Source organism: Klebsiella sp. BIGb0149 (assembly GCF_004362605.1).
Classification (GTDB): domain Bacteria; phylum Pseudomonadota; class Gammaproteobacteria; order Enterobacterales; family Enterobacteriaceae; genus Klebsiella; species Klebsiella terrigena.
The window spans coordinates 1-13777 of record NZ_SNYG01000004.1 but is presented as its reverse complement, the minus strand read 5'-3'; the positions used below and the strand labels follow the sequence as shown (position 1 = coordinate 13777).

Sequence of the window (13777 nt, the reverse complement as noted above, 5' to 3'; positions counted from 1 at the left end):
TAGCCAGCCAATCTTTTGTATGTCTGTGCGTTTCCATTTGAGTATCCTGAAAACGGGCTTTTCAGCATGGTGCGTACATATTAAATAGTAGGAGTGCATAGTGGCCCGTATAGCAGGCATTAACATTCCTGATCACAAACATACCGTAATCGCATTGACTGCTATTTTCGGTATCGGCAAGACCCGCTCTAAAGCCATCTGTGCTGACACGGGTATCGCTGAAAATGTTAAGATCAGTGAGCTGTCTGAAGAACAAATTGAAGTTCTGCGTGAAGCAGTAGGTAAATTTGTCGTTGAAGGTGATCTGCGCCGTGAAATCACCCTGAGCATCAAGCGTCTGATGGACCTTGGTTGCTATCGTGGTTTACGCCATCGTCGTGGTCTTCCGGTTCGCGGTCAGCGTACTAAGACCAACGCACGTACCCGTAAGGGTCCGCGTAAACCGATCAAGAAATAATCGGGGTGATTGAATAATGGCAAAGGCACCAGTTCGTGCACGTAAGCGTGTAAGAAAACAAGTCTCTGATGGCGTGGCTCATGTCCATGCGTCTTTTAACAACACCATCGTTACCATCACTGATCGTCAGGGTAACGCACTGGGTTGGGCAACAGCCGGTGGTTCCGGTTTCCGTGGTTCGCGTAAATCAACTCCGTTTGCAGCTCAGGTTGCAGCAGAGCGTTGCGCTGAAGCCGTAAAAGAATACGGCATCAAGAATCTGGAAGTTATGGTCAAAGGTCCGGGTCCGGGTCGCGAATCTACTATTCGTGCTCTGAACGCCGCTGGTTTCCGCATCACTAATATTACTGATGTGACTCCGATCCCTCATAACGGTTGTCGTCCGCCGAAAAAACGTCGCGTATAACGCGCTCGTTTCTAGGATTGTTGGAGAAAGAAAATGGCAAGATATTTGGGTCCTAAGCTCAAGCTGAGCCGTCGTGAGGGCACAGACCTGTTCCTTAAGTCTGGCGTTCGCGCGATCGATACCAAGTGTAAAATTGAACAAGCTCCTGGCCAGCACGGTGCGCGTAAACCGCGTCTGTCTGACTATGGTGTGCAGTTGCGTGAAAAGCAAAAAGTTCGCCGTATGTACGGTGTGCTGGAGCGTCAGTTCCGTAACTATTATAAAGAAGCAGCACGTCTGAAAGGCAACACCGGTGAAAACCTGTTGGCTCTGCTGGAAGGTCGTCTGGACAACGTTGTATACCGTATGGGCTTCGGCGCAACTCGTGCTGAATCACGTCAGCTGGTTAGCCACAAAGCTATCATGGTAAACGGTCGTGTTGTTAACATCGCTTCTTATCAGGTTAAAGCGAACGACGTCGTCAGCATTCGTGAGAAAGCGAAAAAGCAATCTCGCGTGAAAGCCGCTCTGGAGCTGGCTGAGCAGCGTGAAAAGCCAACCTGGCTGGAAGTTGATGCTGGCAAGATGGAAGGTACGTTCAAGCGTCAGCCGGAACGTTCTGATCTGTCTGCGGACATTAACGAACACCTGATCGTCGAGCTTTACTCCAAGTAAAGCTTAGTACCAAAGAGAGGACACAATGCAGGGTTCTGTGACAGAGTTTCTAAAACCGCGCCTGGTCGATATCGAGCAAGTGAGTTCGACGCACGCCAAGGTGACCCTTGAGCCTTTAGAGCGTGGCTTTGGCCATACTCTGGGTAACGCACTGCGCCGTATTCTGCTCTCATCGATGCCGGGTTGCGCGGTGACCGAGGTTGAGATTGATGGTGTACTTCATGAGTACAGCACCAAAGAAGGCGTTCAGGAAGATATCCTTGAAATCCTGCTCAACCTGAAAGGGCTGGCGGTGAGAGTTCAGGGTAAAGATGAAGTTATCCTTACTTTGAATAAATCTGGCATTGGCCCTGTGACCGCAGCCGACATCACCCATGATGGTGATGTCGAAATCGTCAAGCCGCAACATGTGATCTGCCACCTGACCGATGAGAACGCTGCTATTAGCATGCGTATCAAAGTTCAGCGCGGTCGTGGTTATGTGCCGGCTTCTGCCCGAATTCATTCGGAAGAAGATGAGCGCCCAATCGGCCGTCTGCTGGTCGACGCATGCTACAGCCCCGTAGAGCGTATTGCCTACAATGTTGAAGCAGCGCGTGTAGAACAGCGTACCGACCTGGACAAGCTGGTCATCGAAATGGAAACCAACGGCACAATCGATCCTGAAGAGGCGATTCGTCGTGCGGCAACCATCCTGGCAGAACAACTTGAAGCTTTCGTTGACTTACGTGATGTACGTCAGCCGGAAGTGAAAGAAGAGAAACCAGAATTCGATCCGATCCTGCTGCGCCCTGTTGACGATCTCGAATTGACTGTCCGCTCTGCTAACTGCCTGAAGGCAGAAGCTATCCACTATATCGGTGATCTGGTACAGCGTACCGAGGTTGAGTTGCTGAAAACGCCGAACCTGGGTAAAAAATCTCTTACCGAGATTAAAGACGTGCTGGCTTCACGTGGTCTGTCTCTGGGCATGCGCCTGGAAAACTGGCCACCGGCAAGCATTGCTGACGAGTAACCGGATCACAGGTTAAGGTTTTACTGAGAAGGATAAGGTCATGCGCCATCGTAAGAGTGGTCGTCAACTGAACCGCAACAGCAGCCATCGCCAGGCTATGTTCCGTAACATGGCTGGTTCGCTGGTTCGTCATGAAATCATCAAGACGACCCTGCCGAAAGCGAAAGAACTGCGTCGCGTAGTTGAGCCGCTGATTACTCTTGCCAAGACTGATAGCGTAGCTAATCGTCGTCTGGCATTCGCCCGTACTCGTGATAACGAGATCGTGGCAAAACTGTTTAACGAGCTGGGCCCGCGTTTCGCGAGCCGCGCCGGTGGTTACACTCGCATTCTGAAGTGTGGCTTCCGTGCAGGCGACAACGCGCCGATGGCATACATCGAGCTGGTTGATCGTGCTGAGCCGAAAGCAGAAGCTGCTGCAGAGTAATCTGTAGTAACGTAAAAAAACCCGCCTCGGCGGGTTTTTTTATATCCTCAACATCTCTGCTTCATTACACTATCTGTATTCTTTTTGTTCATCCCCGGAGCCGTATGATGTGGTTGCTGGATCAGTGGGCAGAACGCCATATCCTTGACGCACAAAATAAAGGTGATTTCGATAATCTTCCCGGCCGCGGTGAACCGCTGACCCTGGACGACGATCTGCATGTGCCACCTGAGCTACGCGTCAGCTACCGTTTACTCAAGAACGCCGGCTGTTTACCTCCTGAACTGGAACATCGTAGAGAAGCCGTTGAGCTGGTTGATTTGCTTAACGTCGTTCGTCAGGATGACCCACAGCATGCCGAACTGAGTCGTAGGCTTGCTTTGCTCGAGCTAAAGCTACGCCAGGCCGGGCTCAACACAGATTTTCTGCGCGGTGAGTATTCTGCCAGGCTGCAAAACAAAATGAGTGAGGAGTAAGTATGTATCGTATCGGTGAGCTCGCGAAGCTGGCGGATGTCACACCCGACACCATTCGCTACTACGAAAAGCAGCAGATGATGGTCCACGATGTTCGTACTGAGGGAGGATTTCGCCTTTATACCGACAATGACCTTCAGCGGCTACGTTTTATCCGCTACGCGCGGCAGCTGGGCTTCACGCTCGAATCGATCCGCGAGCTGCTGTCGATCCGCATCGATCCTGAACACCATACCTGCCAGGAATCAAAAGGGATCGTACAGGCGCGCCTGAGCGAAGTTGAATCGCGTATTAAGGAATTACAGACGATGCGACGATCCTTACAGAGGCTTAACGATGCATGTTGCGGTAGCGCTCACAGCAGCGTCTACTGCTCCATTCTTGAAGCGCTTGAGCAGGGGGCCAGCAGCGGTAATGCAGGACGTTGATTTTTTGCGTGCGGAGATCTACACTCGCGTCGATCTCATTCACTATCAGGAGTTACTATGAGTCGCTATCAGCACACTAAAGGGCAAATAAAAGATAACGCCATCGAGGCACTGCTTCATGACCCGCTATTCAGGCAACGCGTTGAGAAAAACAAGAAAGGGAAAGGAAGCTATCAGCGAAAAGAAAAATATGCAGTACGGGGTGACCGGGAGGCCAGTGGCAAGAAAGTGAATCACTTTTTTACCACTGGCTTTCTGCTTTCTGTAGCCTGATTACGAGCGGTTGTTCTGCTCTTTTAACAGGTCACGAATTTCACTCAGCAGCACTTCTTCTTTAGTCGGTGCCGGCGGAGCTGCAGGGGCCTCTTCTTTTTTACGGTTCAGATTATTCATCAGTTTAATTGCCATAAAGATGGCAAACGCTACGATGACGAAGTCAAAAACGTTCTGAATAAACACGCCATAATGCATTACAACGGCCGGGATATCTCCCTGAGCATCGCGTAGCGTGACGGCAAAAGATTTAAAATCGATCCCACCAATAAGTAAGCCAAGCGGTGGCATAATAATATCGGCAACCAGCGACGATACAATTTTACCGAACGCTGCACCAATGATGACACCCACTGCCAGATCGACTACATTCCCGCGCATCGCGAAGTCGCGAAACTCTTTTAAAATACTCATTTCATTCTCCTTGAACCAGCTGACAGAGATAAGTTTATCAAATGTATTTCCATTTTCCATTATTGTTGAATAATTGCATAAAAATATTATCCATTGATAAACAAAGGTTAATGGATATGGGCGCGATACCGGCGCCCAAATAAATTACAGGAAGAAAGGACTTGGCTGGAACAGCCGTTCGACATCAGAGATAAATTTTTTGTCGGTCAGAAACATAATTACATGATCGCCCTGCTCAATACGTAAATTATTATTGGCGATCATCACGTCATTTCCGCGAACCACGGCGCCAATGATCGTCCCCGGGGGAAGCTTGATCTCATCGATCGATCGACCCACGACGCGCGAGGTGCTTTCATCTCCGTGGGCGACGGCTTCGATCGCTTCAGCTACGCCGCGGCGCAGGGAAGAGACGCCCACGATATCGGCTTTACGGACATGACTGAGCAGCGCGGAAATGGTCGCCTGCTGCGGGGAGATGGCGATATCGATAACGCTGCCCTGAACCAGATCGACGTAGGCTTTTCGCTGAATAAGCACCATGACCTTTTTGGCACCCATCCGCTTGGCCAGCATTGCGGACATGATGTTGGCTTCGTCATCATTGGTAACGGCAATGAAGAGGTCGACTTGATCGATATGCTCTTCTGCGAGGAGCTCCTGATCCGAGGCGTCACCATAAAAGACGATGGTGTTTTGGAGCTTTTCCGCCAGCTCGGCGGCGCGCTGCTGATCGCGTTCAATTAACTTGACGCTGTAGTCTTTTTCCAGCCGATGGGCCAGACCCGCACCGATATTTCCGCCGCCAACCAGCATGATGCGCTTGTAGGGTTTCTCCAGGCGCTGGAGCTCGCTCATCACGGCACGAATATGCTGGGATGCGGCAATAAAGAATACTTCATCACCGGCTTCAACAATGGTGGAACCCTGGGGGCGAATAGGGCGATCGTGGCGGAAAATAGCCGCTACACGTGTGTCGATATGCGGCATGTGTTCGCGCATTGTTGAGAGCGCGTTGCCTACCAACGGACCACCGTAGTAGGCTTTAACAACCGCCAGACTTACTTTCCCTTCGGCAAAGTTTACGACCTGCAGCGCGCCTGGATACTCAATCAGGCGATAAATATTGTCGATAACAAGCTGTTCCGGCGCGATCAAATGGTCAATCGGCACGGCTTCAGAGTGGAAAAGCTTATCGGCGTCACGCACGTAGTCCGGAGAACGAATACGGGCAATGCGATTAGGTGTATTAAACAGGGAATAGGCGACCTGGCAGGCCACCATATTGGTTTCATCAGAACTGGTGACGGCAACCAGCATGTCGGCATCATCCGCTCCAGCTTCGCGCAGTACGCGTGGATGAGAGCCATGCCCCTGAACAACACGCAGGTCAAACTTATCCTGCAGACTGCGCAGGCGGTCACCGTTGGTATCAACCAGGGTAATATCGTTGTTCTCTCCGACGAGGTTTTCCGCGAGAGTTCCGCCAACCTGTCCGGCGCCCAGAATAATAATCTTCATCAGCAGTGATCCATTATTTCCGATGTTTGATCAGCTTAGCGTAAAAGAACCCGTCACCCTCTTCCGCACCGGGCAGATTTTGCTGTCCTGGCTGCTCAGGTGTGCCGGTAATGCTAAGTTCTGCATCAGGCGTGCGTGCCAGGAATGCCGCAATTTGCTGGCTATTTTCTTCCGGCAGAATTGAGCAGGTCGCATAGACCAGGGTGCCGCCGGGTTTTAAATGCTCCCAGATGGCGTCAAGAATCTCAGCCTGAAGCTGCGCCAGCTCCGCGATATCGCGGTCACGACGCAGCCATTTAATATCAGGATGACGGCGAATGACGCCAGTTGCCGAGCAGGGCGCATCAAGCAGAATACGATCGAATTTTTCATCATCGCACCACTGCGCTGGATATCTACCATCACCCTGTTTTACCTGGGCTTTCATTCCCAGACGCTTCAGGTTGTCATAGACACGGGACAGGCGTTGCTCATCGATATCGACAGCCATTACGCTGGCCTGCGGGGCGACTTCCAGGATATGGGTTGTTTTCCCGCCAGGCGCGGCGCAAAGGTCGAGGATCTTTTCGCCATTTTCCGGGGTCAGGTAGCGCATACAGCCTTGAGCGGAAGCATCCTGAACGGTGACCCAGCCTTGCTCAAAGCCGGGCAAAGCCTGTACAGGCGCCGGCGTCGCCAGACGAACGGCGTCCGGATAGTCGGGGTGAGGAAAACCCTGCATGCCTGCCTCTTCAAGGAGCGCCAGCCACTCATCGCGTGAGTGGTGATTGCGATTAACGCGTAGCCACATCGGCGGACGCTGGTTGTTGGCATCCGCAATGGCCTGCCACTGCTGTGGCCAGGCTTTTTGAATCCGTTTGATTAACCATGCGGGATGTAGGAAGCGGCTCTCGCTTTTGGCGAATTCGCCAAGCAATTCTTCCTGCTGACGCTGGAACTGGCGCAGTACGCCGTTGATCAGCCCTTTGAGCTGCGGGCGTTTAATGGCTACCGCGCCCTCAACCGTTTCTGCCAGCGCCGCATGGGCGGGAATACGGGTGTGCAGCAGTTGATAAAAGCCGACCATAATTAAATAGTGAACGGTGCGCTGTTTTCCCGTCATCGGGCGAGCCATCAGCTTATTGATCAGCCATTCCATCTGACTGAGAGTGCGCAGGACACCAAAGCACAGCTCCTGCAGCAGCGCTTTATCTTTTTCACCGACTTTCTGCTGCAAAGGCGGCAGCACGTTGCTTAACGACTGGCCCTTCTCGACAACCTGTTCAACGGCCTGAGCCGCCAGACTACGTAAATTAAGATTTTTTTTCATAACCGTAAAAATAAAAAGGCCCGGTAGATCCGGGCTTTAGAAGGGACTACCGTCAGGAAAGACGGTTACCTGGGATAAACCACTCCCGGCGAGAATTTAGCAAATCCTGGGCGCTCATCGCTTTTTTACCTGCCGGCTGCAGGGATTCCAGATTCAGAATGCCATTGCCGGTTGCCACCTGAATACCCTGCTTACTGACAGCCACAATGGTGCCAGGCTCAGCGGTACTGGCTTCGGCAATGGCCGACGCCTGCCAAACCTTCACCGGCTGATCGTCAATTTCCAGCCAGCTCATCGGCCACGGATTGAAGGCGCGGATACAGCGTTCGAGCTGTTCGGCTGAAAGTGACCAGTCGATACGAGCTTCTTCTTTGCTGAGCTTCTCAGCGTAGGTGGCTAAGGCTTCATCCTGGACTTCTGGTTGAGTGGCTGCGTTAGCTACCTGAGTCAGCGTATCCAGCAGCCCCTGCGGGCCGAGGTTTGCAAGCTTGTCATACAGGCTGGCGCTGGTATCTTTTGCGGTTATTGGACAGGATAGCTTATACAGCATATCGCCGGTATCGAGACCGACGTCCATCTGCATAATCGTTACGCCTGTTTCCGTATCGCCGGCCCATAATGAACGCTGAATAGGGGCGGCACCGCGCCAGCGAGGCAGCAGAGAACCATGGACGTTAATACAGCCAAGGCGCGGCATATCCAGAACCGCTTTGGGCAGAATCAGTCCGTAGGCGACAACCACCATAACATCGGCATTAAGCGAGGAGACCAGCTCCTGGTTTTCCTGTGGACGCAGGGATGCGGGCTGGAATACCGGCAAATTGTTGGCTTCAGCCAGAACTTTTACCGGGCTCGGCATAAGCTTTTTACCGCGGCCAGCGGGGCGATCGGGCTGAGTAAAAACGCCAACGATCTGGTGCTCAGACGACAACAGCGCGTCAAGATGACGCGCTGCAAAATCGGGTGTACCCGCAAAAATAATACGTAGTGATTGTGACACGTTAATCCTTGTCCTCAGGCACGCGTACGCAAACGATCCAGTTTTTCAACTTTCTGACGAATGCGCTGTTGTTTGAGCGGCGACAGATAATCGATGAACAGTTTGCCTACCAGATGATCCATTTCATGCTGAATACAGATAGCCAGCAGGCCGTCAGCATCCAGTTCGAACGGCTTGCCTTCACGATCCAGGGCACGGATTTTCACGGTTTCGGCACGTGGTACCAGCGCACGCTGTTCCGGAATGGACAGACAGCCTTCTTCAATACCGGTTTCACCGTCTTTTTCCAGCAGCTCAGGGTTAATTAACACCAGCTGACCTTCACGGTTCTCCGACACATCAATAACAATAATGCGCTGATGGATATCAACCTGCGTTGCCGCCAGGCCAATACCCTCTTCCGCGTACATTGTCTCGAACATATCATCGACGATACGCTGAATTTCTGCATTGACTTCTTTTACCGGCTCGGCGACTTTGCGAAGGCGCTCGTCCGGAATATGTAACACTTGCAAAACTGCCATAAAGATCCAGAGTCGTATTCAGGAGTTGATAAGATTATTACCTCTATTCTAGACAAAACCCCTTCTAATTGACAGTCTCACTGTCCAATCGCAAGGATTGTTAAAGCCGCTTATGGCAGGGGAGTATGGATGGCGCCCGCAGAGATTTGGCTCCGCCTGATGAGGGTAAACGGTCTGTATGGTGAGACGATGGTGACCGTCGCTCGCCGGATAGGAACCGCGGCCGGGCTTGATAGTGAAGCTTTATGTCTCTGCGGTCTGAGCGTGGCGCAGGCGAGGCAATTTTTGACCTTTGGCCAGCGGGATATCGACGCCGCTCAGGAGTGGCTGGAGCAGCCAGAGCACCATCTGCTCTCGGCCGCCAGTCCTCTCTATCCACCGCAGCTGCGCGCAACCGCTGATTATCCCGGCGCGCTTTTGGTTAAAGGTGACCTCGCTATTTTGCAGAGCCGGCAGCTAGCGGTTGTCGGTAGCCGCGCGCACTCCTGGTACGGCGAACGCTGGGGGAGAGTGTTCAGCGAAGCCCTGGCGCGCTATGGCATCACGATTACCAGCGGGCTGGCGATTGGTATAGACGGCGTTGCCCATCGCGGCGCCCTTGCCGCGAATGGAAAAAGCATTGCGGTGCTCGGGAATGGGTTAGGGGATATTTACCCGCGTCGGCACGCCGCTTTAGCAAGGCAGATTGTCGATAGCGGAGGGGCGCTGCTGTCTGAGTTTCCTCTCGCCACACCGCCATTACCTGGAAATTTCCCTCGCCGTAACCGGATTATCAGCGGCTTAAGTATTGGGGTATTGGTTGTGGAGGCCGCATTGAGAAGCGGCTCGTTGGTTACCGTCCGCTGTGCACTTGAACAGGGAAGGGAGGTTTTTGCGCTTCCTGGGCCGATAGGCAGCCCAGGCTCAGAGGGCCCGCATTGGCTCATCAAGCAGGGCGCAGTCCCCGTTACGGCGCCCGAGGATATCGTCGAATACTGGCAGCATGAGCTGCTATGGCTGCGCGAGACGCCGTACTACATAAATAATTGCACGGATCGGCCACCCGTAGCATTGCCATTTCCTGAGCTCCTGGCTAACGTAGGAGATGAGGTAACACCTGTTGACGTTGTCGCTGAACGTGCCGGCCAATCTGTACCAGTGACCGTAGCTCAGCTACTTGAACTGGAGTTAGCAGGCTGGATCGCAGCTGTACCCGGCGGCTATGTCCGATTAAGGAGGGCAAGCCATGTTCGACGTACTCATGTATTTGTTTGAGACTTACATCCATAACGAAGCAGAAATGCGCGTAGACCAGGATAAGCTGACCCGGGATCTCACCGACGCAGGTTTTGAACGGGAAGATATTTATAACGCGCTGATGTGGCTCGAGAAACTGGCTGATTATCAGGAAGGCCTTGTCGCGCCCATGCAGCTGGCTTCTGACCCACTCTCTTTACGGATTTATACCGAAGAAGAGTGTCAGCGTCTGGATGCTAGTTGCCGAGGATTCTTATTATTCCTCGAGCAAATTCAGGTGTTGAACCTCGAAACGCGAGAAATGGTAATAGAACGCGTTCTGGCGCTGGATACGGCAGAGTTTGAACTGGAAGACCTTAAATGGGTGATCCTGATGGTGCTGTTTAATATTCCAGGCTGTGAAAATGCCTACCAGCAGATGGAAGAATTACTCTTCGAAGTAAATGAAGGTATGCTGCATTAATCTTTTTGCAGCAACGTCGAGTATTTATGACCAAATCAGCACTGTTTCAGGTGCGTAAAAATGAGCCCTGTCCACAGTGCGGGGCTGAACTGGTAATCCGCTCCGGGAAGCATGGACCGTTTCTTGGCTGTTCGCACTATCCGGACTGTAACTACGTCCGTCCCCTGAAAAGTCAGGCGGACGGACATATCGTTAAAGTGCTGGAGGGGCAGGAGTGTCCATCCTGCGGCGCCGTGATGGTGCTGCGTCAGGGACGCTTCGGTATGTTTATTGGTTGCAGCAGCTATCCGCAATGCCAGCATACTGAACTCATTGATAAGCCCGATGAGACGGCTATCGCGTGCCCGCAGTGTGGTCAGGGACATTTGGTTCAACGCCGCTCTCGTTTTGGCAAAACTTTTCACTCCTGCGATCGTTACCCCGATTGCCAGTTCGTCATTAACTTCAAACCGATAGCGGGCGAGTGTCCTGAATGCCACTATCCGCTATTAATCGAAAAGAAAACGGCGCAGGGCGTTAAATGCTTTTGTGCCAGTAAACAATGTGGAAAGCCGATATCGGCGGAACAAATCAGTGAATAATAACCTGCAATCAGAAACCGTCGCCCATGCAGTGGCGGTTCTGAATAACGAACACGTCATCGCCTATCCCACAGAAGCCGTTTTTGGCGTTGGCTGCGATCCCGACAGCGAAACGGCCGTCATGCGCCTGCTGGACCTCAAGCAGCGGCCGGTCGAGAAAGGCCTGATTCTTATCGCCGCCCGCTTTGAACAGCTACTTCCTTATATAGATGACTCTCAGCTTAGTGAGGCGCAGCTGGCGACAATTTTTAGCTGCTGGCCTGGACCGGTGACGTTCGTCTTCCCGGCGCGTAAAACAACTCCGCGCTGGTTGACCGGGCGTTTTGACTCTCTGGCGGTACGCGTTACCGATCACCCGCTGGTGGTTGAGCTATGTGAAGCCTATGGAAAACCGCTGGTCTCGACCAGTGCGAATTTATCCGGCCAGCCTCCCTGTCGCACCACGGCTGAAGTTCACGCCCAGTTTGGCGCCGATTTTCCGGTGGTTAATGGGTTAACCGGCGGTCGTCAGAATCCGTCTGAAATTCGCGACGCCCTGACGGGCGAACTCTTCCGCCAGGGGTAAGTGATGGAAAGCTACGCAGTCTTTGGAAATCCTATCGCTCACAGCAAATCGCCCGCTATTCATCAGCTTTTTGCGCAGCAGCTGCAGATTGCACATCCGTACGGACGTATTCTGGCGCCACGAGATGAATTTATCAGTACCCTGAATGCTTTCTTTAATGAAGGGGGGCGAGGCGCCAACGTTACCGTTCCGTTTAAAGAGGAAGCGTTCGCTCGCGCCGATGAGCTTACCGAGCGAGCGGCGCTGGCCGGGGCCGTGAATACCCTCAAACGTCTGGAAGATGGCCGTTTGCTGGGGGATAACACCGATGGCATTGGGCTATTGAGCGATCTGGAGCGGCTCGGTTTTATTAAACCAGGCTTTCGTGTCCTGCTTATCGGGGCGGGAGGCGCATCGCGCGGCGTGCTGTTACCGCTTCTGTCCCTCGATTGCGCCGTGACGATTGTCAATCGCACCAGCTCCCGCGCGCATGAACTGGCGGCGCTCTTTTCTCATACCGGTAGTATTCGTGCGCTGGAAATGGATACGCTGGCTGAATATGAGTTTGATCTCATCATTAATGCGACCTCCAGCGGTATTGGCGGGGAGGTCCCGGCGATACCCTCTGCGTTAATTAATACGCACGTTCATTGCTACGACATGTTTTATCAGCAGGGCAATACGCCGTTTCTGACCTGGTGCCAGCAGCATGGTGCAAAAAAGTGTGCTGACGGTTTAGGTATGCTGGTGGCTCAGGCCGCCCATGCCGTATTACTCTGGCATGGCGTACTGCCAGACATTACTCCGGTGATTCAAACCCTGCATAAGGAATTGAATCCGTGAATCAGGCGATTCAGTTTCCTGATAGGGAGGAGTGGGATGCTGAAAAACAGTGCATTACATTCCCCGCGTTGGTTCATGGTATGCAGCTGACCTGCGCAATGGGAAGCGTAACGCTAGAAAAACGCTTTGGTGGAAAAGAGCCAGCGCAGTGGCTGGCTGCATTTCGCGAACATCGCTGGGATCTGGAAGAAGAAGCGGATGAGATGATCCGTGACCAGCAGGAAGACGTTCAGGGCTGGATTTGGTTTTCCTGATCCAGGTAATCGTTCTTCCATTTCACGTAGTTGTTTGCTGAATAGATCAGTCCCGCTATTTCCGCCTCCGTCAGGGGGCGGATTTGTTTCACCGGGTTGCCAAAGTAAAGATAGCCGCCTGCCAGCCGCTTATTCTGCGGTACCAGACTACCGGCACCAATCATGACGTCATCCTCTATTACTACACCATCCAGCAAAATTGAACCCATCCCCACCAGTACCCGATTACCGATAGTGCAGCCGTGTAGCATGACTTTATGGCCGATGGTGACATCTTCCCCAACGATCAGGGGATTACCCTGCGGGTTATAGGAGGATTTATGGGTGACATGCAGCACGCTACCGTCCTGGATATTGGTGCGAGGGCCGATTTGCACATAGTTAACGTCTCCGCGAATGGCAACCAGTGGCCAGATGCTGACATCATCAGCCATCCTGACATCGCCGATCGCTACGCTGGTGGCATCGATCATCACGCGCAGGCCTGTTTGTGGGAATAAATCTTTATAGGGACGTAAATTTGCGGACATGCTTACCTCGATAATTCAGGGTTGTGCGAAGACTTTGGTGGCTTTCTCTGCCGCCTGCAACCCTTTATTGTGGTAAAAACTGAGCAGATCGAACAATAACGCTGCGAAAAGGGCGAAAAAGCATCATCCGGAAAAAAAGATCGATAAAAGACTTGTGCAATAAAATGGGATCCCTATAATGCGCTCCCACTGACACGGCGGATGTGAATCACTTCACAGCAACTAGCCGGTTCGGTTGAAGAGAAAAATCCTGAATTAAAGGGTTGACTCTGAAAGAGGAAAGCGTATTATACGCCACCTCGCAACGGTGAGCGAAAGCCGCGTTGCACTGCTCTTTAACAATTTATCAGACAATCTGTGTGGGCACTCAAAGTGACATGGATTCTTAACGTCCTCGGACGAAAAATGAATACCAAGTCTCT

General features: G+C 52.4%; 20 protein-coding genes. 14 read left to right on the top strand and 6 right to left on the bottom strand.

Annotation, left to right across the window (positions count from 1 at the left end; all coding sequences use genetic code 11):
- Nucleotides 1-100: 100 nt before the first annotated feature.
- The 8 genes from rpsM to EDF75_RS14930 all read left to right on the top strand — a co-directional run bounded on the left by rpsM (nt 101) and on the right by EDF75_RS14930 (nt 4136).
- Entirely contained in the window at nt 101-457 is a 357-nt protein-coding gene (rpsM, locus tag EDF75_RS14965) for a 30S ribosomal protein S13 (RefSeq protein WP_041142962.1), read from the top strand.
- 16 nt (nt 458-473) lie between these two features.
- Entirely contained in the window at nt 474-863 is a 390-nt protein-coding gene (gene rpsK / locus EDF75_RS14960; RefSeq protein WP_004138423.1) for a 30S ribosomal protein S11, read from the top strand.
- Between the two features lie 33 nt (nt 864-896).
- Nucleotides 897-1517: a 30S ribosomal protein S4 gene (gene rpsD, locus EDF75_RS14955; RefSeq protein ID WP_004868345.1), complete on the top strand. Its 621-nt coding sequence runs from the start codon at nt 897-899 to the stop codon at nt 1515-1517.
- 25 nt (nt 1518-1542) lie between these two features.
- Nucleotides 1543-2532 (top strand): DNA-directed RNA polymerase subunit alpha, encoded by a 990-nt coding sequence (locus EDF75_RS14950; RefSeq protein ID WP_002919219.1) that lies wholly within the window; start codon nt 1543-1545, stop codon nt 2530-2532.
- Between the two features lie 40 nt (nt 2533-2572).
- A complete protein-coding gene (rplQ, locus tag EDF75_RS14945) occupies nt 2573-2959 on the top strand; it encodes a 50S ribosomal protein L17 (protein WP_002919206.1) in 387 nt (128 codons plus the stop codon).
- Nucleotides 2960-3066: 107 nt separating this feature from the next.
- Nucleotides 3067-3435: a DnaJ family domain-containing protein gene (locus EDF75_RS14940; RefSeq protein ID WP_132512816.1), complete on the top strand. Its 369-nt coding sequence runs from the start codon at nt 3067-3069 to the stop codon at nt 3433-3435.
- Between the two features lie 2 nt (nt 3436-3437).
- On the top strand, nt 3438-3863 hold the full coding sequence (gene zntR / locus EDF75_RS14935) for a Zn(2+)-responsive transcriptional regulator (protein ID WP_133600019.1): 426 nt from the start codon (nt 3438-3440) through the stop codon (nt 3861-3863).
- Nucleotides 3864-3920: 57 nt separating this feature from the next.
- Complete coding sequence (locus tag EDF75_RS14930) at nt 3921-4136, top strand: alternative ribosome-rescue factor A (RefSeq protein WP_041142959.1); 216 nt, start codon at nt 3921-3923, stop codon at nt 4134-4136.
- Here the strand turns inward: EDF75_RS14930 and mscL are convergent, their stop codons facing one another.
- The 5 genes from mscL to def all read right to left on the bottom strand — a co-directional run bounded on the left by mscL (nt 4137) and on the right by def (nt 8904).
- Nucleotides 4137-4550 (bottom strand): large-conductance mechanosensitive channel protein MscL, encoded by a 414-nt coding sequence (mscL, locus tag EDF75_RS14925; RefSeq protein ID WP_041142958.1) that lies wholly within the window; start codon nt 4548-4550, stop codon nt 4137-4139. It lies immediately after the preceding gene.
- Nucleotides 4551-4694: 144 nt separating this feature from the next.
- On the bottom strand, nt 4695-6071 hold the full coding sequence (trkA, locus tag EDF75_RS14920; RefSeq protein ID WP_041142957.1) for a Trk system potassium transporter TrkA: 1377 nt from the start codon (nt 6069-6071) through the stop codon (nt 4695-4697).
- Nucleotides 6072-6084: 13 nt separating this feature from the next.
- The gene (rsmB, locus tag EDF75_RS14915; protein ID WP_133600018.1) at nt 6085-7380 is read right to left on the bottom strand and encodes a 16S rRNA (cytosine(967)-C(5))-methyltransferase RsmB; all 1296 of its coding nucleotides are present in this window, start codon (nt 7378-7380) and stop codon (nt 6085-6087) included.
- Between the two features lie 52 nt (nt 7381-7432).
- Entirely contained in the window at nt 7433-8380 is a 948-nt protein-coding gene (gene fmt, locus EDF75_RS14910) for a methionyl-tRNA formyltransferase (protein WP_133600017.1), read from the bottom strand.
- A 14-nt stretch (nt 8381-8394) separates the two neighbouring features.
- The gene (def, locus tag EDF75_RS14905; RefSeq protein WP_041142954.1) at nt 8395-8904 is read right to left on the bottom strand and encodes a peptide deformylase; all 510 of its coding nucleotides are present in this window, start codon (nt 8902-8904) and stop codon (nt 8395-8397) included.
- Nucleotides 8905-9033: 129 nt separating this feature from the next.
- Here def and dprA point away from each other — a divergent pair, with 129 nt between their 5' ends.
- From dprA to EDF75_RS14875, 6 genes are read left to right on the top strand one after another with little or no spacing between them, the layout of a single operon-like run.
- Nucleotides 9034-10158: a DNA-protecting protein DprA gene (gene dprA / locus EDF75_RS14900; protein WP_133600016.1), complete on the top strand. Its 1125-nt coding sequence runs from the start codon at nt 9034-9036 to the stop codon at nt 10156-10158.
- Nucleotides 10130-10603, top strand: a complete 474-nt coding sequence (gene smg, locus EDF75_RS14895) for a DUF494 family protein Smg (RefSeq protein WP_041142952.1) — start codon at nt 10130-10132, stop codon at nt 10601-10603. Before dprA ends, smg begins: the two co-directional genes overlap by 29 nt.
- Nucleotides 10604-10629: 26 nt before the next feature.
- Nucleotides 10630-11184: a DNA topoisomerase family protein gene (locus tag EDF75_RS14890; protein WP_071844854.1), complete on the top strand. Its 555-nt coding sequence runs from the start codon at nt 10630-10632 to the stop codon at nt 11182-11184.
- Nucleotides 11177-11749, top strand: a complete 573-nt coding sequence (gene tsaC, locus EDF75_RS14885; RefSeq protein ID WP_123709764.1) for an L-threonylcarbamoyladenylate synthase type 1 TsaC — start codon at nt 11177-11179, stop codon at nt 11747-11749. The genes EDF75_RS14890 and tsaC overlap by 8 nt, the downstream gene beginning before the upstream one ends.
- A gap of 3 nt (nt 11750-11752) precedes the next feature.
- Nucleotides 11753-12571 carry a shikimate dehydrogenase gene (gene aroE, locus EDF75_RS14880; RefSeq protein WP_133600015.1) on the top strand — a complete coding sequence of 273 codons (819 nt, stop codon included), beginning with the start codon at nt 11753-11755 and terminating at the stop codon, nt 12569-12571.
- Nucleotides 12568-12825 (top strand): DUF1488 family protein, encoded by a 258-nt coding sequence (locus EDF75_RS14875; RefSeq protein WP_133600014.1) that lies wholly within the window; start codon nt 12568-12570, stop codon nt 12823-12825. The genes aroE and EDF75_RS14875 overlap by 4 nt, the downstream gene beginning before the upstream one ends.
- Here the strand turns inward: EDF75_RS14875 and EDF75_RS14870 are convergent.
- Nucleotides 12801-13355 (bottom strand): gamma carbonic anhydrase family protein, encoded by a 555-nt coding sequence (locus EDF75_RS14870; protein WP_133600013.1) that lies wholly within the window; start codon nt 13353-13355, stop codon nt 12801-12803. The genes EDF75_RS14875 and EDF75_RS14870 overlap by 25 nt on opposite strands.
- Between the last annotated feature and the right edge of the window lie 422 nt (nt 13356-13777).

Coding starts and splice junctions, on each gene's coding strand:
- rpsK (WP_004138423.1), top strand. CDS start 474: ATGGCAAAGGCACCAGTTCGTGCACGTAAGCGTGTAAGAAAACAAGTC.
- rpsD (WP_004868345.1), top strand. CDS start 897: ATGGCAAGATATTTGGGTCCTAAGCTCAAGCTGAGCCGTCGTGAGGGC.
- EDF75_RS14950 (WP_002919219.1), top strand. CDS start 1,543: ATGCAGGGTTCTGTGACAGAGTTTCTAAAACCGCGCCTGGTCGATATC.
- rplQ (WP_002919206.1), top strand. CDS start 2,573: ATGCGCCATCGTAAGAGTGGTCGTCAACTGAACCGCAACAGCAGCCAT.
- EDF75_RS14940 (WP_132512816.1), top strand. CDS start 3,067: ATGTGGTTGCTGGATCAGTGGGCAGAACGCCATATCCTTGACGCACAA.
- zntR (WP_133600019.1), top strand. CDS start 3,438: ATGTATCGTATCGGTGAGCTCGCGAAGCTGGCGGATGTCACACCCGAC.
- EDF75_RS14930 (WP_041142959.1), top strand. CDS start 3,921: ATGAGTCGCTATCAGCACACTAAAGGGCAAATAAAAGATAACGCCATC.
- mscL (WP_041142958.1), bottom strand. CDS start 4,550: ATGAGTATTTTAAAAGAGTTTCGCGACTTCGCGATGCGCGGGAATGTA.
- trkA (WP_041142957.1), bottom strand. CDS start 6,071: ATGAAGATTATTATTCTGGGCGCCGGACAGGTTGGCGGAACTCTCGCG.
- rsmB (WP_133600018.1), bottom strand. CDS start 7,380: ATGAAAAAAAATCTTAATTTACGTAGTCTGGCGGCTCAGGCCGTTGAA.
- def (WP_041142954.1), bottom strand. CDS start 8,904: ATGGCAGTTTTGCAAGTGTTACATATTCCGGACGAGCGCCTTCGCAAA.
- dprA (WP_133600016.1), top strand. CDS start 9,034: ATGGCGCCCGCAGAGATTTGGCTCCGCCTGATGAGGGTAAACGGTCTG.
- smg (WP_041142952.1), top strand. CDS start 10,130: ATGTTCGACGTACTCATGTATTTGTTTGAGACTTACATCCATAACGAA.
- EDF75_RS14890 (WP_071844854.1), top strand. CDS start 10,630: ATGACCAAATCAGCACTGTTTCAGGTGCGTAAAAATGAGCCCTGTCCA.
- aroE (WP_133600015.1), top strand. CDS start 11,753: ATGGAAAGCTACGCAGTCTTTGGAAATCCTATCGCTCACAGCAAATCG.
- EDF75_RS14870 (WP_133600013.1), bottom strand. CDS start 13,355: ATGTCCGCAAATTTACGTCCCTATAAAGATTTATTCCCACAAACAGGC.